General features: G+C 72.6%; 20 protein-coding genes. 6 read left to right on the forward strand and 14 right to left on the reverse strand.

All coding sequences use genetic code 11. The features are described from left to right. Positions 1-69: 69 nt before the first annotated feature. Both pcrA and ACIP93_RS07685 read right to left on the reverse strand, forming a co-directional pair. The gene (gene pcrA, locus ACIP93_RS07680) at positions 70-2,556 is read right to left on the reverse strand and encodes a DNA helicase PcrA (protein ID WP_401756670.1); all 2,487 of its coding nucleotides are present in this window, start codon (positions 2,554-2,556) and stop codon (positions 70-72) included. A 132-nt stretch (positions 2,557-2,688) separates the two neighbouring features. After that, on the reverse strand, positions 2,689-3,042 hold the full coding sequence (locus ACIP93_RS07685; RefSeq protein WP_345228873.1) for a hypothetical protein: 354 nt from the start codon (positions 3,040-3,042) through the stop codon (positions 2,689-2,691). A 254-nt stretch (positions 3,043-3,296) separates the two neighbouring features. On the opposite strand from ACIP93_RS07685, the gene ACIP93_RS07690 reads away from it, so the two are divergent. Both ACIP93_RS07690 and ACIP93_RS07695 read left to right on the forward strand, forming a co-directional pair. Further along, positions 3,297-4,364 (forward strand): NlpC/P60 family protein, encoded by a 1,068-nt coding sequence (locus tag ACIP93_RS07690; RefSeq protein ID WP_401756671.1) that lies wholly within the window; start codon positions 3,297-3,299, stop codon positions 4,362-4,364. An 84-nt stretch (positions 4,365-4,448) separates the two neighbouring features. Then, positions 4,449-4,619, forward strand: coding sequence for a hypothetical protein (locus ACIP93_RS07695; protein ID WP_345228875.1), 171 nt, complete (start codon positions 4,449-4,451; stop codon positions 4,617-4,619). A gap of 95 nt (positions 4,620-4,714) precedes the next feature. Here the strand turns inward: ACIP93_RS07695 and ACIP93_RS07700 are convergent, their stop codons facing one another. The 3 genes from ACIP93_RS07700 to ACIP93_RS07710 all read right to left on the reverse strand — a co-directional run bounded on the left by ACIP93_RS07700 (position 4,715) and on the right by ACIP93_RS07710 (position 7,906). Further along, entirely contained in the window at positions 4,715-5,833 is a 1,119-nt protein-coding gene (locus ACIP93_RS07700) for an alpha/beta hydrolase (RefSeq protein ID WP_401756673.1), read from the reverse strand. 64 nt (positions 5,834-5,897) lie between these two features. Next, positions 5,898-6,596, reverse strand: coding sequence for a response regulator transcription factor (locus ACIP93_RS07705; protein WP_345228877.1), 699 nt, complete (start codon positions 6,594-6,596; stop codon positions 5,898-5,900). Further along, on the reverse strand, positions 6,593-7,906 hold the full coding sequence (locus tag ACIP93_RS07710) for a PspC domain-containing protein (RefSeq protein ID WP_401756675.1): 1,314 nt from the start codon (positions 7,904-7,906) through the stop codon (positions 6,593-6,595). The genes ACIP93_RS07705 and ACIP93_RS07710 overlap by 4 nt, the downstream gene beginning before the upstream one ends. Positions 7,907-8,047: 141 nt before the next feature. On the opposite strand from ACIP93_RS07710, the gene ACIP93_RS07715 reads away from it, so the two are divergent. After that, a complete protein-coding gene (locus ACIP93_RS07715; RefSeq protein WP_401756677.1) occupies positions 8,048-9,346 on the forward strand; it encodes a PspC domain-containing protein in 1,299 nt (432 codons plus the stop codon). Beyond that, a complete protein-coding gene (locus tag ACIP93_RS07720; protein ID WP_345228880.1) occupies positions 9,333-9,596 on the forward strand; it encodes a hypothetical protein in 264 nt (87 codons plus the stop codon). Before ACIP93_RS07715 ends, ACIP93_RS07720 begins: the two co-directional genes overlap by 14 nt. Here ACIP93_RS07720 and ACIP93_RS07725 read toward each other — a convergent pair. From ACIP93_RS07725 to guaA, 6 genes are all read right to left on the reverse strand, one after another. After that, positions 9,503-10,024, reverse strand: a complete 522-nt coding sequence (locus ACIP93_RS07725; protein WP_401756679.1) for a DoxX family protein — start codon at positions 10,022-10,024, stop codon at positions 9,503-9,505. The genes ACIP93_RS07720 and ACIP93_RS07725 overlap by 94 nt on opposite strands. 91 nt (positions 10,025-10,115) lie before the next feature. Beyond that, a complete protein-coding gene (locus ACIP93_RS07730; RefSeq protein ID WP_401756681.1) occupies positions 10,116-11,393 on the reverse strand; it encodes a hypothetical protein in 1,278 nt (425 codons plus the stop codon). A gap of 106 nt (positions 11,394-11,499) precedes the next feature. Further along, positions 11,500-12,093 carry a hypothetical protein gene (locus ACIP93_RS07735; RefSeq protein WP_345228883.1) on the reverse strand — a complete coding sequence of 198 codons (594 nt, stop codon included), beginning with the start codon at positions 12,091-12,093 and terminating at the stop codon, positions 11,500-11,502. A gap of 37 nt (positions 12,094-12,130) precedes the next feature. After that, the gene (locus tag ACIP93_RS07740) at positions 12,131-12,928 is read right to left on the reverse strand and encodes a class II aldolase/adducin family protein (protein ID WP_345228884.1); all 798 of its coding nucleotides are present in this window, start codon (positions 12,926-12,928) and stop codon (positions 12,131-12,133) included. Positions 12,929-12,968: 40 nt separating this feature from the next. Beyond that, a complete protein-coding gene (locus tag ACIP93_RS07745) occupies positions 12,969-13,577 on the reverse strand; it encodes a Uma2 family endonuclease (RefSeq protein ID WP_401756683.1) in 609 nt (202 codons plus the stop codon). A 125-nt stretch (positions 13,578-13,702) separates the two neighbouring features. Next, complete coding sequence (gene guaA / locus ACIP93_RS07750; RefSeq protein WP_345228886.1) at positions 13,703-15,277, reverse strand: glutamine-hydrolyzing GMP synthase; 1,575 nt, start codon at positions 15,275-15,277, stop codon at positions 13,703-13,705. A 349-nt stretch (positions 15,278-15,626) separates the two neighbouring features. Between guaA and ACIP93_RS07755 the strand changes: the two genes are divergently transcribed. Then, positions 15,627-15,926, forward strand: coding sequence for a chorismate mutase (locus tag ACIP93_RS07755; protein ID WP_401756685.1), 300 nt, complete (start codon positions 15,627-15,629; stop codon positions 15,924-15,926). A gap of 427 nt (positions 15,927-16,353) precedes the next feature. Continuing rightward, positions 16,354-17,520, forward strand: coding sequence for an LAETG motif-containing sortase-dependent surface protein (locus ACIP93_RS07760; protein ID WP_401756687.1), 1,167 nt, complete (start codon positions 16,354-16,356; stop codon positions 17,518-17,520). 77 nt (positions 17,521-17,597) lie between these two features. Here ACIP93_RS07760 and ACIP93_RS07765 read toward each other — a convergent pair whose 3' ends face one another. The 3 genes from ACIP93_RS07765 to ACIP93_RS07775 all read right to left on the reverse strand — a co-directional run bounded on the left by ACIP93_RS07765 (position 17,598) and on the right by ACIP93_RS07775 (position 22,976). Beyond that, a complete protein-coding gene (locus ACIP93_RS07765; RefSeq protein WP_401756689.1) occupies positions 17,598-19,448 on the reverse strand; it encodes a GMC oxidoreductase in 1,851 nt (616 codons plus the stop codon). Between the two features lie 85 nt (positions 19,449-19,533). Further along, on the reverse strand, positions 19,534-21,150 hold the full coding sequence (locus ACIP93_RS07770) for a succinic semialdehyde dehydrogenase (protein ID WP_345228890.1): 1,617 nt from the start codon (positions 21,148-21,150) through the stop codon (positions 19,534-19,536). A gap of 122 nt (positions 21,151-21,272) precedes the next feature. Further along, on the reverse strand, positions 21,273-22,976 hold the full coding sequence (locus ACIP93_RS07775; protein ID WP_401756691.1) for a serine/threonine-protein kinase: 1,704 nt from the start codon (positions 22,974-22,976) through the stop codon (positions 21,273-21,275). Positions 22,977-23,051: the final 75 nt, after the last annotated feature.

The raw sequence follows: 23,051 nt of genomic DNA on the forward strand, positions 1-23,051 counted from the left end.
CGCACCCGTACGACGCGGGGGCCGCACCGGACATCCGGTGCGGCCCCCGCGTCGTCGTACGGCGACGTGCTACAGCTTCTCGACCGGCGCGTACCGCAGCAGCAGCTTCTTCGGGCGTTCGTCGCCGAAGTCGATGGTGGCCTGCGCCTCCGAACCCGAGCCGGTCACCGTCATCACGGTGCCGAGGCCGAACTGGTCGTGCGTGACCCGGTCGCCGACGGCGAGGTTGATCACCGGCTTGTCCGCGCCCCGGCCGGTGGCGAAGCCCGAGGGCCCCTTGCGGGAGCGGGAGTTGGCGAGCGACGACGACAGCGAGGCCGCCGCCGCGCCCACGCCGCCGCCCCGGGAACCGGAGGAGACCGGGCCCGCCGGGATCTGCGCGCCGGTGCGCTTCCACTCCAGGTGGGTGTCCGGGATCTCCTCCAGGAAGCGGGAGGCCGGGTTGTACGAGGGCTGGCCCCAGGCGCTGCGCAGCGTGGAGCGGGTGAGGTAGAGGCGTTCGCGGGCGCGGGTGATGCCGACGTACGCGAGGCGGCGCTCCTCCTCCAGCTCCTTGGTGTTGCCCAGCGAGCGCATGTGCGGGAAGACGCCGTCCTCCATGCCGGTGAGGAAGACCACCGGGAATTCGAGGCCCTTGGCCGTGTGCAGCGTCATCAGGGTGATGACGCCCGAACCGTCCGTGTCCTCATCGGGGATCTGGTCGGAGTCGGCGACCAGCGCGACCTTCTCCAGGAAGTCGGCGAGGGTGCCCGGGTTGTCCTCGTCGCCGTTCTCCTGCTCGAACTCCAGGGCGACGGCGGCGAGTTCCTGGAGGTTCTCGACGCGGGTCTCGTCCTGGGGGTCGGTGGAGGACTGGAGCTCGGCGAGGTAGCCCGTGCGTTCCAGGACCGCTTCGAGGACGGTGGCCGGTCCGGCTCCCGATTCGACGATCGTACGGAGCTCCTCCATCAGCGTGTTGAACCGCTTGACGGCGTTGGTGGAGCGGGCGGCCATGCCGTACGCCTCGTCCACCCGGCGCAGGGCCTGCGGGAAGCTGATCCGCTCGCGCAGCGAGAGCGCGTCGATCATGGCCTCGGCGCGCTCGCCGATGCCGCGCTTGGGCACGTTGAGGATGCGGCGCAGCGGGACGGTGTCCTCGGGGTTGGACAGGACGCGCAGGTAGGCCAGGATGTCCCGGACCTCCTTGCGCTCGTAGAAGCGGACGCCGCCGACGACCTTGTACGGCAGGCCGACCCGGATGAAGATCTCTTCGAAGACGCGGGACTGGGCGTTGGTGCGGTAGAAGACGGCGACGTCGCCGGCCTTGGCCTCGCCCGCGTCGGTGAGGCGGTCGATCTCCTCGGCGATGAACTGGGCCTCGTCGTGTTCGGTGTCGGCGACGTACCCGGTGATCAGGGAGCCCGCGCCGGCGTCGGTCCAGAGGTTCTTCGCGCGGCGGTTCTCGTTGCGCTCGATGACGGCGTTCGCGGCGGTGAGGATCGTCTGGGTGGAGCGGTAGTTCTGCTCCAGCAGGATTGTCGTGGCGTCCGGGTAGTCCTCCTCGAACTGGAGGATGTTGCGGATCGTCGCGCCGCGGAAGGCGTAGATCGACTGGTCGGCGTCGCCGACGACGCACAGCTCGCCGGGCGCGGTGCCGGGGCCGGAGGGGCCGACCAGCTCGCGGACCAGCGTGTACTGGGCGTGGTTGGTGTCCTGGTACTCGTCCACCATGACGTGGCGGAAGCGCATCCGGTAGTGCTCGGCGACGTCCGGGAACGCCTGGAGCAGATGCACCGTCGTCATGATGATGTCGTCGAAGTCCAGCGCGTTCGCCTCGCGGAGGCGGGACTGGTACATCGCGTACGCCTGGGCGAGGGTCTTCTCGAAGCCGTCGGCGGCCTGGCCGGCGAAGGTCTCCTCGTCGATCAGCTCGTTCTTGAGGTTGGAGACCTTGGCGCTGAAGGACTTCGGCGGGAACTTCTTCGGGTCGAGGTCCAGGTCGCGGCAGACCAGGGCCATCAGGCGCTTGGAGTCGGCGGCGTCGTAGATCGAGAAGGACGAGGTGAAGCCCAGCTTCTTGGACTCGCGGCGCAGGATGCGCACGCACGCGCTGTGGAAGGTGGACACCCACATCGCGCCCGCGCGCGGGCCGACCAGGGCCTCCACGCGCTCCTTCATCTCGGCGGCGGCCTTGTTGGTGAAGGTGATCGCGAGGATCTGCCCGGGGTGCACACCGCGCGCGGAGAGCAGGTGCGCGATGCGGTGCGTGAGCACCCGGGTCTTGCCGGAACCGGCTCCGGCGACGATGAGCAGCGGCGAGCCGGCGTGCACGACGGCGGCGCGCTGGTTGTCGTTCAGCCCGTCGAGCAGGGCCGCCGGGTCGAGGACCGGGCGGGGGGCGCCGTCCCGGTAGTAGCCGTCCCGGGGCGGCGGCGGGCCGTCGAACTTCCCCTCGAACAGGTCGTGCGGGACCTCCTCCGGAGGGGCACCTCCGTGGGTGTCCTCCGGGGGCGGCGGGGCCGAGTCGTCCTTGTTCTGGAGGTCGGCCAGGAAGCTGTCGTCAAAGAGGCTGCTCATCGCCTACCGAGTCTAGGCGGCCCCACCGACAACCCGGCCCGGATTCCGGCAGAAGCACGGTCGTACGGGGCCGGTTCCGGCCGGGCGCCACCGTACGTGACCGGGCCCTCACGGCAAGCGGTTCCGTCCGTTTCAGTTCCACAGGACGGCGATGAAGACATTGCCGACCGTCAGCCCGCCGACCGCGCCGAACAGGGCCTTCTCCACCTTCTCCTCGTCGCGCTTGACGTAGACGAGGCCCAGGATCACCACGAGGACCGCCAGCTTGACGCCGATCTTGAGGTTGTTGACGCCGTGGCCCTGGGCCTGGTGGAGGCCGACCAGGGCGACCCCGGTGACCAGCATGGTCAGCGCGCCGTGCAGCATCGCGGGGCTGAAGCGGGCGGTGCCCGCGCCCATCGCCTTCATCTGGGTCAGGAATCCGCCGAGGAGGGAGGCGATACCGATGATGTGCAGGCCGACGAAGACATTGAGGAGTACGTCCATGGGGCGGAGCCTAATCAGCCGTTAGCACGCCTCACGCGGCAGGGCGGGCCGTTCCGCCCCATCGGTCACGGGGGGCACGGAAGCGGTGATTCCGCCTCCGTCGTCGTGATCGTCCACGACCAGTGGCTGAGCACTTCCGGGCATTAGCGGTCGTTCGAAGGCTGCCCCGTGACGGCCGGGTTTAGCGTCCCTCCCCAGATGGCCGGCTCCCCCACCCGCACCGGCCGTACCCGTGGAAGGACGTGAACGCCCTCGTGGCAGCGCACCGGAAGCCCAAGCAGCGCTCACTCGGCGGCAGCACCGCCCGCACCACCGCGGTCGCCCTCGCACTGGCGGGCGCCGCGGGCACCACCGCACTGGAGGGCGCCGCGCAGGCGGCGCCGCGCCCCACCCCGGCCGAGATCAAGGCGAAGGTCGACCGGCTCTACCACGACGCCGAGGCCGCCACCGAGACGTACAACGGCGTGCGGGAGAAGACCGCACGGACCAGGAGGTCCCTGGCCCTGCTCCGCGACGAGGCCGCCCGCCGCACCGAGCAGCTCAACGCCGAGCGCGCCTCGCTCGGTTCGATGGCCGCCGCCCAGTACCGGTCCGGCGGGGTCGAGCCGGCCGTGCAGGTCGCCCTCACCTCCGACCCCGACCAGTACCTGGAGCGGGCCGCCGTCGCGGGGCGGGCCGGAGACCGGCAGGCCGCCGCGGTGCGGGGCGTGCAGCGGCAGCTCGCGCAGATCGCCCGGCTGCGGGGCACGGCCGACCGGCACTTCGCCCGGCTCGCCCAGGAGGAGGGCGTGCTGAAGAAGCAGAAGGAGACGATCCGGCGGAACATCGCCCGGGCCGAGGAACTGCTCTCCCGGCTGACCGCGGACGAGCGCGCGCGGTACGCCGCCCAGGACGGGCACGGCGGCGACGGGGAGCGCGCCGGGCGGGCGGCGGCGGACCGGGAGCTGCCGGGCGGGGCCGTCCGGGCGCCCGACGCCCGGGCCTCGCAGGCCGTCTCCTTCGCCTACTCCGCCCTCGGCAAGCCCTATGTCTGGGGCGCCACGGGCCCCTCCTCCTTCGACTGCTCGGGCCTGACCCAGGCCGCCTGGCGCTCGGCCGGGGTGTCGCTGCCCCGGACCACGTACACCCAGATCAACGCGGGAGAGCGGATTCCGCGGTCCCGGCTCGCGCCGGGGGACCTGCTGTTCTTCTACTCCGGGATCACCCACGTCGGGCTCTACATCGGCGACGGCCGGATGATCCACGCCCCGCGTCCCGGAGCGCCGGTGCGGATCGCGCCGATCGACCAGATGCCGTTGGTGGGGGCGACCCGGCCGGCGTGATCGGCCGCATCAGTGCGGCGGGCAGGGGTACACGCGGTGCAGGGCCGTGACCTCCACGGCGCAGTGGACCACCGGAGGAACCCCATGCCCGGCATCATCAGCAAGCTCAAGAACTACGCCCGCAGCCCGCAGGGCCGCCGCACCATCGCCCGCGGCCGCCGCGAGGCCGCCGACCCGCGCAGGCGCGCACAGGCCAAGTCGCTGCTCGGCCGGCTGCGCGGCGGCGGGCGCGGCCACGGCGGCGCCCGCTACTGAGGCCCCGGGGCGCGTCCGGGCCCCGGGCGCCAGGGGTCTGCGGGGCTGCGGGCCCGCTGAGCCCCGAGGGCCTGCCGAGCTCCAAAGCCCCCGGATCACTTCCCGAGCTGCTCCGACAGCCACCGGAAGACCTCCGGCACCTGTGTCTTCCACACACTGGTGCCGTGAGGTCCGACGGTCTTCACCACCCGTACCGTCGTCGGCTTCCTCGCCGCGCCCTTGAGCGCGCCCGCCGCCTCGAAGCCGTCGCCCGCCGCGCCCGACAGGAACAGCGCGGTGTGCGGCGGCTTCCCGGCGTCGTTGGCGTTCTTCAGCATGAAGTACGGGTTGTTGGCGCGCCGCAGTTCGGGGGTGGCGGCGGTGAGGGCGGCCGGTTCGCCGTTCGGGTCGTTGAAGCCGGAGAGGCTGACGCCCGCGCGGTAGCGGTCGGGATGCGCGATCGCCAGCTTGGCGGCGCAGTGCGCGCCCGCCGAGTAGCCGCCGACCGCCCAGTCGGCCGCCCTGTCCGAGGCCCGGAAGGTGTCGGTGACCATCCTGCGGACGTCGACGCTCAGCCAGGTGTCCGCGTTGACCTTCCCCGGGGTGTTCGCGCAGCCGGTGTCGGTCTGGTCGCCCAGCAGCGTGGTGCGCGGCGACACCAGGATGAACGGCTTCACCTTGCCCTGCTGCATGAGCGGCTTGAGCTGCTTGTTCACCTGGAGCGCGCCGAACCAGGCCTTCGCCGAGCCCGGGTAGCCCGGCAGCAGCTGCACGACGGGGAACTTCTTGTCGCGGTGCGCTGGATCGTCGTACTGCGGCGGCAGCCAGACGTACACCTCGCCCTCGACGCCCGAGATGCGCCCCTTGAGGTCGGTGACCCGTACGCCCTCGCCCACCTTGGGGTCGTCGACGGGCCGGAAGACCGCGGCCTCCTTGGGCTGCTCGGAGAGCTTGCGGCCGCCCGTGCCGTCGGGGCCGAGGTCCGCGGCGACGCCCGCGTGGTCGCCCGTGCCCAGGAGGTCCTCCCACGTGTCGTACAGCCCGTTGGCGTTGTTGACCGCGACGAACACGACCGTGATGGCGGTGAGCTGCGCGAACAGCAGCATCAGCAGCCGGACGAGGCCACGCACCGCGGCAGGGCCCCGCAGCCGGCTCCAGAACGCCAGCGGCAGAACAAAAGCGATCACGAGCAGGCATATCGCGATCACGAAGAAGGGGGTCCCGGTCAGACTCATCACATGGTGAGTAGAGGGCCCTTTCCGGGCGGCGGTTGCGCGCGGACGCCGCCTGTCGCGCGGCTCACACCAGCCGGCGGGCCGTCGCCCAGCGGGTCAGCTCGTGCCGGTTGGAGAGCTGGAGCTTGCGCAGCACCGCCGAGACGTGCGACTCGACCGTCTTGACCGAGATGAAGAGCTGCTTGGCGATCTCCTTGTACGCGTATCCGCGCGCGATCAGCCGCAGCACCTCGCGCTCGCGCTGGGTGAGCCGGTCCATGTCCTCGTCGACCGGCGGCGCGTCCGTCGACGCGAACGCGTCGAGCACGAAGCCCGCCAGCCGGGGCGAGAACACCGCGTCGCCGTCCTGCACCCGGAACACCGAGTCGATCAGGTCCGCGCCGGTGATCGTCTTGGTGACGTACCCGCGCGCGCCGCCCCGGATAACCCCGATGACGTCCTCGGCGGCGTCGGAGACCGACAGCGCCAGGAACCGCACGGGCCGCTCCGGGTCCGCCATCAGCGGGGCGCAGCGGCGCAGCACCTCCACCCCGCCGCCGCCCGGCAGGTGCACGTCGAGCAGGACGACCTCGGGGCGGGTGGCGGTGATGACGGTGACGGCCTGGTCGACGTCGGCGGCCTCGCCGACGACCTCCACGCCGGTCGTCGCGGTCTGCCCGATCTCGGCCTGCACGCCGGTGCGGAACATCCGGTGGTCGTCCACCAGCACCACCCTGACGTGCCGTTCCCCGGCGCTCTCCGTGGTGCTGTGCTGCTCGGTCATGCGTCCGCCGCCCTCTCCATCTCAAGCTCCACTGCCGTGCCCCCGTCGGGCGCGGAACGCAGGGTCGCCGTTCCGCCGTGACGTTCCATCCGGCCGATGATCGATTCTCGTACGCCCATCCTGTCGGCCGGAATGGAGTCGAGGTCGAAGCCGGGGCCCCGGTCCCGCACGGACACGAAGACCGTGCGGCCCTCGACCTCCGCGAAGACCTGCACCGCCCCGCCCCCGCCACCGTACTTGGCGGCGTTCACCATGGCCTCGCGCGCGGCCTGCATCTGCGCGGTCAGCTTGTCGTCGAGCGGGCAGTCGCCGACGACGACCACCTCGAGGGGCACCCCGTGCTTGTCCTCCACCTCCGCCGCCGACCGTTTCACGGCCTCCGCGAGGGTGCTCGGCTCCTCCCCCGCGTCCTTGCCGGTGCCCTCCGGCCTGTAGAGCCAGTTGCGCAGCTCGCGCTCCTGGGCGCGGGCCAGGCGGCGCACCTCGGAGCCGTCGTCGGCGCTGCGCTGGATCAGGGTGAGGGTGTGCAGCACCGAGTCGTGGACGTGGGCGGCGACCTCGGCGCGCTCCTGGGCGCGGATGCGCATCAGCCGCTCCTCGGAGAGGTCCTGGGTCATGCGGACGAGATAGGGCCCGGCCAGCAGTCCGACGCCGGCGATCACGGCGAGGGCGGCGGTGAGCACATTGCCGAGCTGGGCGGCCGAGCCCCGCACGACGATGAACACGGTGAGGCCGACGGCGACCAGGGCGACACCCGCGATGCCGCGCAGCACCTGGAGGGTGCGGCGCCGGCGGCTGTCGCCCTCGGTCCAGTGCGCGCGCCGCGCGTTGTCCGCCTGCCGCCAGACCAGGACGACGCCGGCGCCGGTGAGCAGCAGCGGCCACACATAGCGCTCGTTGCCGGCGGTGTCGACGTTCCCGATGAAGATGGCCGCGCCCACGCACAGCGCGATCAGGGCGACGATCTGCCCCTTGTCGGGCATCCGCAGCCTGCGCCGCCCGTCAGGGAGCGTCTCGAAGACGCTGCGCGGTTCGGCGTTCACCCCGCCGACGCCCAGCGGCACGAAGAACCAGAACACCGCGTACAGCAGCGCGCCGAGCCCCTGCATCAGGAACAGCGCGAAGAACGCGATGCGCACCCAGACGACCGGCAGCCCGAGGTGGCCGGCGAGCCCGCGGGCCACCCCGCCGAGCATCCGGCCGTCCGCGCTGCGGTAGAGCTTGCGCGGCGGTGTGGCCTGCGGGCCCGCCGGGTCCTGCTCGGCGGCGGGGGTGCGGGCCGCTCGGCGGCTCGGGGCGGTGGACGACATGCCTCGATGGTCACACGCGTCCGGGGCCCGGCACATGGGGGTAAACCCCCGATTCCCCGAGGTGGCGGCGGCGTGGAAATCAGGGATCAGCCAGGGTCGCCCCAGGTGCCGCGCCCCGCCGGAGGCCGTCACCATGGGCGTATGACAGAAGTCCACGACGCAGCACCGGCGGCGCCCGCCGCGGGCCCGGACCCCGGCGCGCCGTCCGACGCCGCGCCCCGGCGGCCGCTGCACCGCAGCCGCCGCCACCGCGCGGTCGGCGGGGTGTGCGGCGGGCTCGGCGAGTACTTCGACGTCGACCCGGTGATCTTCCGGGTGGTGCTCGCGGTGACCTCGGTGACCGGCGGCATCGGACTGATCGCGTACGGCTTCGCCTGGCTGGTGGTGCCCCTGGAGGGCGACGACGAGAACGAGGGGAAGCGGCTGCTGACCGGCCGGGTCGACGGCCCGGCGCTGATCGCGGTGCTGCTGGCCCTGGTGGGCTGCGGGATGTTCCTGTCGCTGCGGCACAACGGCGGCGTCTTCGGGTTCTCCGTGATGCTGCTGCTGGTCGTCGGGGCGAGCACGGTGTGGTCCCGGCAGCGCAGGTCCGCCGCCCTGGAGGAGCCGGGGGCGACGCAGGTGCAGGACGTGGTGGCGCCGCCGGAGACGAAGGCGCCGCCGGTGGTGGGCGCGCCCTCCTGGTGGCGGGACCCGATCGTCAAGGACGGCACGACCGGCCCGGTGCCGCACGGGTACCTGTGGGGGCCGGCCGACGAGGCGGCCGGGGACGCGCCCGCGCGGCGCCCGTGGCGGGCGGTCGACCACCGGCCGCGCTCCCTGGGCGGGCTGATCTTCCTGGCGGCCCTGCTGGCGGGTGCGGCGGGCACGGCGGCGACCTGGCACAGCGACCCGCTGGGGGTGAGCCTGGCGACGGGCCTGGCGTGCGCGCTGGGGGTGTTCGGGGCCGGTCTGGTGCTCGGCTCCTTCTTCGGCCGGGTCGGCGTCGGGACGATCTTCCTGGGGCTGCTCACGGCGGGACTGCTGACAGCCGCGACGACCATCCCCAAGAACATCCCCACCGACTGGGCCACCACGAACTGGCGGCCGGCCACCGCGCAGCAGGTGCGGCCGCTGTACGAGCTGGGCGCGGGCGAGGGGCAGCTCGACCTCAGCCGGCTGGTGGTGCCCCGGGGCAGCACGCTGGCCACCCGGGTCGAGGTCGGGGCGGGGGCGCTGCGCGTCGTCGTGCCGAGGGACGTGACGGTGCGGGTCGACATGGAGCTCGGCGTGGGCGACATCCGGCTGCCGGGAGAGGGCGCGGACGACATCGACATCCACACCGACCAGCAGGAGGTGCGCACCCTGGTGCCGCCGCCGGGAGCACGGCCCGCGGGCACGGTCGACCTGCGTCTCGAAGTCGGCGTCGGACAGGTGGCGGTGGAACGTGCTGCGTCATGACTTCCAGCCCGGGCGCGCGGTCCTGGGCCTCACCCTGCTGGGGGCGGTCGCGGTGCACGCCGCCGACGTGGCGGGCGAGTGGGACACCCCGTGGTGGGCGCTGGTCCCGCTGGTGGGGTGCGGCCTGGTCGTGGCGGCGGTCGTCGGCGCGGTCGGCTACGGGGTGCGCCGCCGGCGCAGGGCGCGCATCGCGTCCACCGAGAACACGGACGCCCCCGCGAGCACCAGCGGCAGCCACCCCATCAGGTAGGGCAGGTCGTTGCCGTAGTAGTACGGGGTCGCCGCCCAGCTGACGGTCAGCCACAGGCTGAGCGAGATCAGCGCCCCGCCGGCGGCGGCCACCCGGGTGAACAGGCCGAGCAGGGTGCCGACGCCGACGAGGAGTTCGCCGATCGCGACGGCGTACCCGAAACCGGTGGGCGCCTTCAGCGCGAGGTCCACCAGCCAGGGCACGGCGGAGGTGTCGCGGACGGCGGTCATCATCGCGCCGACGGAGCCGTCGCCGCTGTCCGACAGGAAGGCGCTGTCGGTGAGCTTGTCGAGGCCCGCGTAGCCGAAGGTGACGCCGAGGAAGAGGCGCAGCGGCAGCAGCGCGTGGCGGCTCGCGGTGTGCTTGAGGCCCTGGGGCGCGTTGGTCCCGTACGCGCGCGTGCCGTTCGTCCCGTATCCGTACGCCATGGCTCAGGCCCTGCCTTCCTCGCGCTCACCGTCCGTTCCCCGACCCTACGTTCGACGGCGGGGCGGGGCGCAGCGGGCGGGGCCGCGGTGCTCAGTCGGTGACGTCGATGCGGTGGCTGCCGGTCGCGGCGCCGGCCGCGGTGACCACCTGGACCTCGACCTCGCCGGGCTCCACCTCGACCGGTACGGGCACGGTCAGCACGCCGTCGGTGGGGTTGGCGAATCCGCCGGGCACGGGCACCAGCGGGACGTGCACGTGGACCTGGCCGATGCGCACGACCACGCGGGCCAGCAGGTCGGGGGTGTGCGCCCCGGGCGGCACGAAGCCCGCGCCGCGGATCTCGATGTCGTCGCCGGTACGGATCGGGCCGTCCAGGTCGCCCGCCTCCCGGGCGCGCACGACCGACAGCACCACCGGCCGCCCGCCCTCGGCGAACTTCCCGGCGAGGTAGGCGGCCGCGGACACCGCCACGAGCAGGGCGAGCCCCCACGGCAGGTCCGGAAGCTGCTCGGGCCGCCTGGCGAGGCGTACCGCGGCGAAGACGACGGCCACGCCCGACGCGAGGACGTAGGCGATGTCGCCGAAGTCGCCGCGCCCGGAGTCGTCGGTGAGCAGGTCGGCGGCGCGCGGGCGGTCGGCCCGCACCTTCTGGAGGGTCTGCCTGCGCACCCGTGTGCCCACCACGTGCCGCAGCAGCACGGCGACGGCGCAGGTCAGCGCGAGGACGGTCAGCACACCCGCGCAGCGCTCGAGTTCCAGCCCGGCGACGAGCGCGTCCCGGTCGGCCGGGTCCGACGCCCCGGCCAGCTCCACCGCGAGCACGAGCACCGCGAAGACGGCCAGCAGCACCCAGCAGGCGGCGACGGCGCGCGAGGTGGAGAGCCGGTTGTCCTCGCCGATCAGCGGAGCGAGCAGCCCGCCGCGGGAGCGGTGCACCCGTGCCGCGGCGGTGAGCGCGGTCGCCGCGGTCACCCCTGCGACGAGCCCCGCGGTACGGGCGGGGGTCCAGCCCGTACCGATCGCGGTGAACGCCTGCACCAGGGCGAGGACCACGACCCCGCCCCACAGCGCGAGCAGCGTTCCGCGCCACAGGTTCCGCAGCCATGTCTCGCCGGCCTGGCGGGAGCGGTCGGCGACCTCGCGGGCGGACCGGGTCAGCTCGTCGGAGACCCACTGCCGGGACGCGCCCGTGGAGTGCGCGACGGCGGTGGGCAGGCCCTCCCCGTCGGCGAGTTCGTCGCGCTTGGCCAGAAAGGCGGCCACGGCCCGCCGGTGTCCCTCCCGGGCCCCGCCCGGACAGCCCCCGCAGACGCAGCCCCCGCCGTGCCCTCCGCCGTGCGTGCTCTGCCTCGCCTCGTGCACCGCCACGACAGACGCCGCCCTTTCCCGTAACGACCGACTCACTATCAACATGTGAACGTTCATGTGCTGAAAGGGAATTGTGCCGTACGGAACGGCCGGGGCGCCCGGGGGTTCAGGTGGGGAGGGGTGACGGCCCGGACGCGGTGTTGACGCGCGGGGGGCTGGAGCGGCGCAGCGCGTGGCCGCCGGAGGCGAGCAGGACGCCGCCGAGGGTGAGGACCGTGAGGGCGCGGGCGAGGCGGGCGTCGGCGATGCCGGCGGGGTCGTCGAGGGATCGCTGGGCGGCACCGTCGCGCCGGATCTCCAGGATGCCGATGAAGCCCAGGCTGGAGGCGTTCAGGAGGTCGCCGACGCGCACGTTCCGCACCACGGGCCCGCTCGCCGCGAAGCGGGCCCGTGCGGTGTTGTCGCACTCCGCGCAGTCGTCGAAATCGCTGACCGGCTTCAGGTGGAGCCAGGTGCCCGAGCCGTGCGGCCCCTCGCTCGGCTGCTTGCCGGTGACCACGTACGGATCGGTGGTCAGGCAGCCCCCGTTCATGTGCAGGGAACCCGTGTCGGGACCGCAGAGCGGCGCACGCACGGCCGCCCGCGCGAAGTCCGGGTCGCTCCACCAGTGCAGGAGCGCGCCGAGCCCCGCGAGCACTGTCACGGCGCCGCACGCCACTGCCGCGACGGCCACCCGGAGTACCGCTCTCTTCCCGATCACCCGCCCAACGTACGCCGGGCCCTCACCCGCGGGGCCCTCAGTCCAGCAGCTCCGGTTCCGCCCGGCTGATCCGGCGCCACATCGCCTGGTGGTTGATCCACGCGACCAGGTCCCCGCCGATCTGGTCGCGCGTCCCGACCGCCTCCTCGTGCCCGATCAGCACCGGCTTGCCCGCCGCCATGGCCGCCAACTGCACCTGGCAGGACCGCTCCAGGGTGTGGAACCACCAGGCCGCCGCGTCCACCGAGTCGCCCACCGTCAGCAGCCCGTGGTTGCGCAGGATCACCGCCTTGTGGCCGCCGAGCGCCCCGGCGATCCAGCGCCCCTCGGTGGGGTCCACGGCGACGCCCGTGTACGCGTCGTACAGCGCGTGGGACTCGTAGAAGGCGCAGGACTCCTGGGTGATCGGGTCGAGCAGCTCGCCCAGCGCGGAGAAGGCCCGGCCGTGCACCGAGTGGGTGTGCACGACGGCGACCACGTCCGGGCGCGCCTTGTGCACCTGGGCGTGCACGGTGAACGCGGCCTGGTTGACGTGCCGGCGGCCCTGGACGACCTGCCCGTCCCCGTTGACCAGCAGCAGGTCGCTCACCGTGACGTCGGCGAAGGCGAGGCCGAAGGGGTTCACCCAGTAGCAGTCGGCGTACTCGGGGTCGCGGGCGGTGATGTGCCCCGAGACGCCTTCCTCGTACCCGTACGAGGCGAAGATCCGCAGCGCGCCCGCCAGCCGCTCCTTGCGGTAGCGGCGTTCGTCGGCCGGGTCGTCGTGCACGGGCGGCATCGAGAAGTCGAGCCGGTCCAGGGGGACGGGCGGGGGCGCGGGCAGCTCGGCGGTCATGGGGCGGAAGCTACCGGGTGGTACGGCGGGGGGAAAGGGGTCAGCGGGGACCGCGGCGCCGGTCGATCGCGGTGAGGTCGATCCCGATCGGGTACGGGACGTCCAGCTTGAGGGTGCGGTGGTGGATGCCGGTCGGGACGTACGCCTTGATCGCGGGGTCGAGTTCGTAGACGTACACGACCGGCAGCCCCTCGTTCTCCTCCACCCGCCAGAAGTGCGGTACGCCGGCGGCGGCGTACTTCCGGGGCTTGACCTCGCGGTCGCGGTCGCGGGACTCGTCGGAGACGACTTCGACGGCGAGGACGACGTCCTCGGCCCGGAAGCAGGTCTGCCGAGGCCCGGAGTCCGCGTCCACCGGCACCACCAGCACATCCGGCTCCGGACGGTTCCGGTCGTCCAACTTGACCGTCATCTCCCGGATGGCCTCAAGGTGCTCAGGGGCCTGGTCCCACAGCGCCGTCTCCAGAAGGAGCAGGGTACGGCTGTGGAAGCGGGTCTGCGGACTCATGAAGACGAGGCTCCCGTCGATCAGCTCCGTGTGCGGAGGCAGATTGGGAAGCGTGTCGAGGTCGTCCGCGAGCCAGCCGCCCGCGGGAGGGCGGGGCCACTCGTAGTCCTCGGGCAGCTCGTAGTCACGTGCGGCGCTCATGGTTGCTCCCATGGGACGGAGTCTCGCCTGTCGATTGAGCGTACCCAGCGGATACGACAACGCCGCCGCCCAGACGAATGAGCGACGGCGTCGGCGTTGACCTCAAGCGGGTCCGAGCTGGGGAGTCACTCCCACTCGATCGTCCCCGGCGGCTTGCTCGTGACGTCGAGGACGACGCGGTTGACGTCCTTGACCTCGTTGGTGATGCGCGTCGAGATCTTCGCGAGGACCTCGTACGGCATGCGCGTCCAGTCCGCCGTCATGGCGTCCTCGGACGAGACCGGGCGCAGCACGATCGGGTGGCCGTAGGTGCGGCCGTCGCCCTGCACGCCCACCGAGCGCACGTCGGCGAGCAGCACCACCGGGCACTGCCAGATCTCACGGTCCAGACCGGCCGCGGACAGCTCCTCGCGGGCGATGGCGTCGGCGTCGCGCAGCAGGTCCAGGCGCTCCTTGGTGACCTCGCCGACGATGCGGATGCCGAGGCCGGGGCCGGGGAACGGCTGGCGCTGGACGATCTCCTCCGGGAGGCCCAGCTCCTGGCCGACCATCCGGACCTCGTCCTTGAACAACTGGCGCAGCGGCTCGACCAGCTCGAACTCGATGTCGTCGGGGAGTCCGCCCACGTTGTGGTGCGACTTGATGTTCGCGGTGCCGGTGCCGCCGCCGGACTCGACGACGTCCGGGTACAGGGTGCCCTGGACCAGGAACGCGACCTCCGGGCCGTCCTCCTGGAGGATCTCCAGCTGGGCCTGCTCGAAGACGCGGATGAACTCGCGGCCGATGATCTTCCGCTTGGTCTCCGGGTCGGAGACGCCGGCCAGCGCGTCCAGGAAGCGCTTCTCGGCGTCCACCACGACCAGCCGGGCGCCGGTCGCGGCGACGAAGTCCTTCTGGACCTGCTCGGTCTCGCCCTTGCGCATCAGGCCGTGGTCGACGTAGACGCAGGTGAGCTGGTCGCCGATGGCGCGCTGGACGAGGGCCGCGGCGACCGCGGAGTCCACGCCGCCGGACAGGCCGCAGATGGCGCGCTTGTCGCCGACCTGCTCGCGGATGAGGGCGACCTGCTCCTCGATGACGTTGCCGGTCGTCCAGGTGGGCTCGATGCCCGCGCCCCGGTAGAGGAAGTGCTCCAGGACCTGCTGGCCGTGCGTGGAGTGCAGCACCTCGGGGTGGTACTGGACGCCGTAGAGCTTCTTCTCGTCGTTCTCGAAGGCGGCGACCGGGACCACGTCGGTGGACGCGGTGACGGTGAAGCCCTCGGGGGCCGCCGAGCAGGCGTCGCCGTGCGACATCCACACCGACTGCTCGTCCGGAGTGCCCTCGAACAGCGTGGAGCCGGAACGGGTGACCTTCAGCGGGGTGCGGCCGTACTCGCGGGCGCCGTTGTCGTCGACGGTGCCGCCGAGCGTGGTGGCCATGATCTGGAAGCCGTAGCACATGCCGAAGACGGGGACGCCGGCCTCGAAGAGCGCGCGGTCGATGGCCGGGGCTCCCTCGGCGTACACCGAGGAGGGACCGCCGGAGAGGATGATCGCCTTCGGGTTCTTCGCGAGCATCTCCGACACCGGCATGGTGCTCGGGACGATCTCGCTGTAGATCCGGGCCTCGCGGACACGGCGGGCGATGAGCTGGGCGTACTGCGCGCCGAAGTCGACGACGAGGACGACGTCGGGGGCGGCAAGGGGCGCTGCGGGCACGGGCGGCCTTCCGGCGGTAAAAAGGGGTCGGGTACGTCGATTCTACCGGGGTCGGCCGATGACCCCCGTTGGACGGCCGTGACGGCGGCCGCTCCTGGGACGCCCGTCTCATCATCCGGGCCCGCGTTGGCCGGTGCGGGGCGCGGGGGCCATAATGCCCTCCATGCGCTCGTACACGACCTTCGTCTTTACCTATGGCACCCGGCCCATCCGGCTGCCACGGTCGTGCTGCTTGTAGCAACTGACAAGCGACTTCCCAGGCGCCCCGGGCCGACAGGCCCGGGGCGTTCTGTCGTTTCCGGACCTGGTGGCCCGCCGCGGGCGCTCCTCTCACCCCAGGAGTACGGACATGAGCAACGCCACCACCAGCGCCGCCACAGAGGTCACCGGAGCGCGCACCGAGGACGCGGCCGCCCTCATCACCGGTGCGCGCGGGCGCGTCGACGCGCTGGACGACCGGATCATCGGGCTCGTGCAGGAGCGGATGGCCGTCTCGGCGGTCATCCAGGAGGCCCGGATCACCTCGGGCGGGCGCCGGGTGAACCTGTCGCGCGAGACGGAGATCCTGACCCGCTACCGGGACGCCCTCGGCAAGCCGGGCACGACGCTGGCCCTGACGCTGCTGGAGCTGTGCCGGGGCCGCGTCTGAGGGGTCCCGGGCGCCCGGGTTGCGGGCGCGCAGGGGGGCGCGTGCGTTCCTGCGGTCACTCGTACGGCGCGTGACCGGGACGTCGGCGGCTTCGTTGGTCCCGGTGCCACGCGTGGCCCCGGCTGGGGCGTGAGACGTACGGGCTCGGCCGGTACGTCGTGGGACCTCGCTCCAGCGTGTGCGACCGGACGGCAGGGGACAGCCGCACGGTCGCCCCAGGCGGTCGGCTCCGGGGACGCCCGGAGCCGGTCGGCAGGGTTGCCCCCCTCTCGGCCGCCGCAGGGCGCGTGGTGGCGCAGATCACGTGAGGATTGCGCATCCGCGCGTACAACCCTCTGCGTCGATCATGAGTCTCCCCTGCGTATCTGTGGACATTGGTGCGACTCCAGCACCTTGGCCCCTCACATCTCGTGCCACGTCCCCCGTAGTGGGCACGCCAGACTTTCTGAGGTCCCATGAAATTGCGCCGTTCCCTGGCCCTCGCGGCCGCCACGGCCGTCATAGCCCCGTCTCGCTGCTGTCGGCGACGGCCGCCTTCGCGGACACCCCGGTCCCGGGCTCCACCCCGACGGCCACCCCCGTCCCGGGCGCGTCCCAGGACGACAAGAAGCCGGGCGACGTCACGGGCGAGAAGCCCGCCGACAAGCCGGGCGACAAGCCCGCGGACAAGCCGGCCGACAAGCCCGGCGACAAGCCCGCCGACAAGCCGGGCGGTGTCACGGGGGAGAAGCCCGCGGACAAGCCGGGCGACAAGCCCGCCGACAAGCCCGATGACAAGCCCGCCCCCGGCGAGGGCGACGAAGAGGGCGTTCCGGAGATGCCCCCGTACTGCGAGGAGATCGACGAGGGCTTCGTCGAGGAGGCCCTCGACGCGAAGATCTCCGGCCTGCCGGGCAAGATCGTCGCGGGCAGCGGCTGGAAGAACTTCTCGCTCCAGCTCTCCAACGTCTCCAAGACCGACCTCAAGGAGGTCGCGTTCTGGGCCGAGGTGGAGAACTACGAGCTCGACGAGGACAAGTTCCTCAGCAAGTTCGTCACGCTCCAGTTCAAGGAGCCGGAGTCCGGCAAGTGGATCGGCATCGGGGACAAGGACCTCGCGGGCGACTACTTCTGGGGTGTCGAGAACATCCGGCCCAACCAGTTCGTGAAGATCGACCTGCGGGTCAGCATCGACAAGAACGCCCCGGCCGGTGACAGCTACACCTTCGGCACCGGCGCCTACCTCGCCAACGTCAAGGGCAAGGAGTGCATCGCCGAGAACTACGGCGCCGAGGTCGCCTTCGCCGTCCTGAAGCCGGGCACCGACCCGGGCAAGGAGGAGGAGGCCAAGCCGGTCGAGCCCGGCGAGAAGCCCGGCAAGCCCGGCAGCCCCGATGACAAGCCCGGCAAGCCCGGCAAGCCCGGCCAGAAGCCCGGAAAGCCGGGTCCGGACCACAAGCCGCAGGGCGACGTCCAGAAGTTCCCGGTCACCGGCAACCTCGCCGAGACCGGCGCCTCCTCGCAGTTGCCGATGTTCGCCCTGGCGGGCGGCGCGGCCGTGGCGCTGGGCGTCGGCGCGATGTTCGTCGTACGCCGCAAGAAGGCGCAGGCGTGATGACGCGGGCGTGACCGCGTGACGTGAGGGGCTGCATTCGGAGGGGGATGCAGCCCCTTTCGCGTACCCGCCCGCCGCTACGGCGTCTTCCTCGGCTCCCGTTTCGGCGGCACCGCCGGAACCGCCAGCAGCGGCAGCCGCAGCGCGCCGAAGGCGTCGGCGGGGACGGCCGGGGACCTGGGCTCGACGGGCGCGAGCCGCACGTATGCCTCGCCCTGGGCCGGGCGGGGGTCCGGCTCGCCCTTGTTGGGCCACAGCGACATGGCGCGCTCCGCCTGCGCGGTGATGGTGAGGGAGGGGTTGACCCCGAGGTTGGCGGAGACCGCCGAGCCGTCGACGACGGAGATGCCGGGGTGCCCGTGGAGGCGGTGGTACGGGTCGATGACGCCCTCGGCCGCGCTCGCGCCGATCGGGCAGCCGCCCAGGAAGTGCGCGGTGAGCGGGGTGCCCATCAGCTCGCCGACGTTGCTGCCCGCGAAGCCGTTGATCTCCTCGGCCAGCAGGGAGGCGGCCCGGGTGGCCTCGGGGATCTGCTGGGGGTTGGGCGCGCCGTGGCCCTGGCGGGCGGTGAGCAGGCCCTTTCCGATGCCGCCCGGCTTGCGGTACGTGGTCAGGGAGTTGTCCAGGGACTGCATGACGAGGCCGATGATGGTCTTCTCCGACCAGCGGTGGTTGGAGAGGGAGCGCGCGGCGAGGGTGGGGTGGCGCAGCATGTTGACCGCCCAGCCGAGGACGCGCGGGAACTTCTCCGCGTACGGCACCTGGAGGATGGACAGCGCGCCCATGGCGTTGGAGCCCTTGCCGTAGCGGACCGGCTCGATGTGGGTGCTGGCGTCGGGGTGGATCGAGGACGTGATGGCGACGCCGCGGGTGAAGTCGACCTTCCCGGAGCCGTCGGAGGTGCCGAGCTGGGCGCCGTGCGCCTTGCGGTAGCGGCGGTCGGTGGTCTGGGAGCCCACCAGGGCCTCGGAGTTGGTACGGGTCAGCTCGCCCAGCTTCGCGGAGACGCGGGGCAGGTGGCCGCCGTCCTTCATGGCGTGCAGGAGGGTCTGGGTGCCGTACGTTCCGGCCGCGACGACGACCCGGCGGGCCCGGAAGATCTTCCGGGTGCCCTTGCGGCGGGCGTCGGTGGGGGCGGTGGCGACGCGGTACCCGCCGTCGGGGTGCTCGGCCAGGCCGAGGACGGAGGTCATGGGGTGGATGACGGCGCCGGCCCGCTCGGCGAGGTGGAGGTAGTTCTCGTTGAGGGTGTTCTTCGCGCCGTGCCGGCAGCCGGTCATGCACTCGCCGCACTCGATGCACCCCTTGCGGGCCGGTCCCCTGCCGCCGAAGTAGGGGTCGGGAACCTCCTCGCCCGGCGTGGACGCCGAGGTGGCGTCGGCGTCCCGCCCGTCGCCGTAGAAGACGCCCACCGGGGCCAGCCGGAAGGTGTCGCCCACCCCCATCGCCTCGGCGGTCGCCAGCAGGTGGACGTCGGAGGGGGTCATGGTCGGGTTGACGCGTACGCCCAGCATCCGCTTGGCCTGGTCGTAGTACGGAGCGAGTTCGGCCTGCCAGTCGGTGATGCCCGCCCACTGCGGGTCCTCGAAGAAGGGGGCGGGGGGCACGTACAGGGTGTTGGCGTAGTTCAGCGAGCCGCCGCCGACGCCCGCGCCTGCCAGGACCATGACCTTTCCCAGCAGGTGCACGCGCTGGATGCCGAAGAGGCCCAGCGCGGGAGCCCACAGGTAGTTCCTCAGGTCCCAGGAGTTCTTGGGCAGGGTGTCGCGGGTGAAGCGGCGGCCGGCCTCCAGGACGCCGACGCGGTACCCCTTCTCGGTGAGCCGGAGCGCGGAGACGGCTCCGCCGAAGCCGGAGCCGACGACGACCACGTCGTAGTCGAACTCGCCGTCGTCCCCGGTGTTCTGGGCAGAGCTCTCCTGTGACACGTGCACTCCTCGTTCTGGTGAAAGGTGGAGGGAGCGGCCGGGCAGGGCGGGCGGGGCGCCGCTCCCGGCGTCCCGCCCCGGTCCGTCAGCGCAGGCGCAGGGCCTTCATCGCCCTGAGGCCTGCGGTCATGAAGGCCGCGTACTTCTCGTCGTCCATTCCGAAGGCCGGGGCGAGCGGGATCAGCCGCTGCTGGGCGACGGTCTGCGCCTCGGTGTACTTCAGGATGCCCTCGGAGCCGTGCCGGCGGCTCAGCCCGGACTCCTTCATGCCGCCCATCGGGGCCCGGACGCTGGCGTACGCGGGGCCGTAGCCCTCGTTGATGTTCACCGTGCCGGTGCGCAGGCGGGAGGCGACCGCGTGGCCGCGCTTGGCGCTCTTGGTCCAGACGCTCGCATTCAGGCCGTACGGGGTCCCGTTGGCCTCCGCGACCGCCTGGTCCTCGTCGCGGAACCGGTAGATCGAGACGACCGGGCCGAAGGTCTCCTCGCCGCAGACCGCCATCGGGCTCTCGACGCCCTCCAGGACGGTCGGCTCGTAGAAGTACGGGCCGACGTCGGGGCGGGCGGTGCCGCCGGTGAGGACGGTGGCGCCCTTGCTGACGGCCTCCTCGACGTGCCGGGTGACGGTCTCCAACTGGCGCGGGCCGACCAGCGAGCCCAGGTCGGCGCCGTACGCGAGGGCGTTGCCCAGGCGCATGGCCCTGGTGCGGGCGACGAAGCGCTGCACGAAGTCGTCGGCGACCGACTCGTGGACGTACAGCCGCTCGATGGAGATGCACAGTTGTCCGGCGGAGGCGAAGCAGGCGCGGACGGCGCCGGCGGCGGCCTTCTCCACGTCGGCGTCCGCGAGCACCAGCATGGCGTTCTTGCCGCCGAGTTCGAGGGAGACGCCGACCAGGCGGGCGCCCGCGTTCTGCGCGATCTCGCGGCCGGTGCGGGTGGAGCCGGTGAAGGACACGTAGTCGGCGTGCTGGACGACGGCGGGGCCGACGACCGGGCCCTCGCCGAGGACGACCTGGAAGACCTCCGGCGGCAGACCCGCCTCGACCAGCAGGTCACGGCCCCACAGGGCGGACAGCGCGGTCTCCGTGTCGGGCTTCATGACGAGCGCGTTGCCCGCGACCAGGGCGGGCAGGCAGTCGCCGACGGACAGCTCGAAGGGGTAGTTCCACGGCGAGATCTGGCCGACGACGCCGCGCGGCTGGCGCTGCTCGGTGACCTTGGTGAGGACGGGCACCGCGCCCGTGTGCCGCTTGGGCTTCAGGTAGGCGGGGGCCTGGCGGCCGTAGTGGCGGGCGGCCATCGCGACGGCCTGGATCTCCTCGTGCGCGTGCAGGCGGGCCTTGCCGGTCTCCAGTTGGATCAGGTCGAGGATCTCGGCCTGCCGCTCCAGGACCAGGTCGTGGAAGCGCAGCAGGACGGCGGCGCGCTGCTTGACCGGCAGGCCGCCCCAGGCGATCTGCGCGGTGCGGGCCCGCTCGAAGGCGAGGGCGACGTCCTCGGGGGTGGACTCGGGAAGGTCGGCCAGCTTCTCGCCGGTGAAGGGGGTGTGGCTCGCGGTCCGCCCCGAACCGACCACGCCCCGGGTCAGTTGCGCCACCACTTCGGGGGTGACCACGTCGGCGGCGGTGCGCGCGCCGGCGGGCGCGGGGGCGAGGGGGTTGGTGCCGAGGGGTGCCGTGAGGGCCTGCGAGTCCGTCATGAACGCGAGCGTATGGCCCGGCGGGCACTTTTGGTACCCGTCGGTAACGGCTTTTCACCGGCCCCGCACGACCGTGCCAGCAGTCGCTGGCACATAGGCCCTGATCAGGGGCGCTTCCCGGGTCAGGAGTCGGCGGATCCCTGGAGATCCAGGATCTTGAGGTACTTGGCGATGTCGTCGAACAACCGCTCGCCCTCGGCCGCGAACCTGCCCTCCGAGGGCATGGACACCTTCAGCCGCCAGTACGCCTGCTTCTCCTTGCTCACCAGCATCCGCTCGTGGTGCCGGTAGCGGATCGGGTCCTTGTCGCTGTCGCTGGTGCTGTAGGGCGTGTAGTCGACGACGGTGTCGAAGGACTCCCTCCCCTGCCAGGTGGTGTCGAAGCTCCTCACCTCCGCCTTCTTCATGTCCATGCCGTTCTTGCCGCCCTTGCGGTAGTACTCCGCCCAGTCCGACTTCTCCGGCTGCACGTCGGTGCCCTTGACCTCGGCCAGCGGGCGCCGCTCGAAATGGACCTGGAAGACGTATCCGGGCTCGTAGTACCGCTCGATCCCCGGGTCGTCGTCCTCCTGCTTCTTGTAGTCGCCCGGCAGGTACACCTCGGCGGTGACGCTCTGGAGTTCGCGGTGCAGCTTCCAGCCGTCCGGCGGACCGTCACCGGCGAAGGGGTTCAGCAGGACGAGCAGCAGCGCCAGGGCGACCGCCACGACACCGCCGAGCAGCCCGAACCGCGCCGTCCTGCTGCGCCGGAGCACCGGCGGCACCCAGTCCCCGGCCGTGGACCGGTTCAGCACCCGGGTGACCGGCGGCGGCGGAGCCTGTCCGGCGGCCTTCTCCAGGGCCCGGCGCACCTCGGCGGCGCCCGGCCGGGCCGCCGGGTCCTTGTGGAGCAGGCGCATCACCAGCGACCCCAGCGCGCCGGAGCCCCGGGCGGGGGCCTGCGGCTCGGCGGACAGCACGGCCTGGAGGGTGGCGGGGGTGTTGGAGCGCCGGTACGGGGACATGCCCTCGACGGCCGCGTACAGCACCACGCCCAGCGACCACAGGTCGGAGGCGGGGCCCGGCCGCTGCCCCAGCACCCGTTCGGGGGCGACGAACTCGGGCGAGCCGACGAAGCCGCCGGTCTCGGTGAGGCCCTGCTCGCCCTCGACCTGGGCGATGCCGAAGTCGCTGAGGACGACGCGGTCGTTCTGCCCGAGGAGCACGTTGTCGGGCTTGACGTCGCGGTGCAGCACCCCCGCCTGGTGGGCGGCGGTCAGCGCGCCGAGGACGGCGAGGCCGATGCGGGCGGCGTCCCGTGCGTCGAGGGTGCCCTCCTGGAGGCGGTCGGCCAGCGAGTGGCCCTGGACCAGCTCCATCACGATCCACGGCTTGCCGTCCTCGACCACCACGTCGTACACCGTGACCACGTTGGGGTGGTCGATCCGGGCGGCGGCCCGCGCCTCGCGCTGCATGCGCAGGTAGACGTTCTGCCGGTCGCGCTCGGGGAGGTGGTCGGGGACGCGCGGCTCCTTCACCGCCACGTCGCGGTCCACGATCTCGTCGTGGGCCCGCCAGACCGTGCCCATGCCGCCGTGCCCGAGGCGGGACACCAGCCGGTAGCGGCCGCCGATGGTGCGGCCCGACCACGGGTCGGCCGAACGGGCCGGTGCGGCGGGCGCCTGATCACGCGCGGGGCCCTGCGGCGGGCGGGGCGGCGGGAGCGGCACCCGGGCCTGCGTGGGCCGGGTGCCGTCGTGGGCGCGTGCGGGCTGCTGCTGTGGTGCGTCCGGCGGCCGGAGCCCGTAACTGGTGGGCTCGAACGCCTGTCCCCCGTCGTTCGTCATGCGCCCATCCTGACGCGTACACGCTCCCCGTCGCCACGGAGGCGGCTGAGCGATGCAGAGCCGTGACCGCGTCAG

It is taken from the genome of Streptomyces sp. NPDC088745 (genome assembly GCF_044751045.1).
GTDB classification, from domain to species: domain Bacteria; phylum Actinomycetota; class Actinomycetes; order Streptomycetales; family Streptomycetaceae; genus Streptomyces; species Streptomyces cremeus.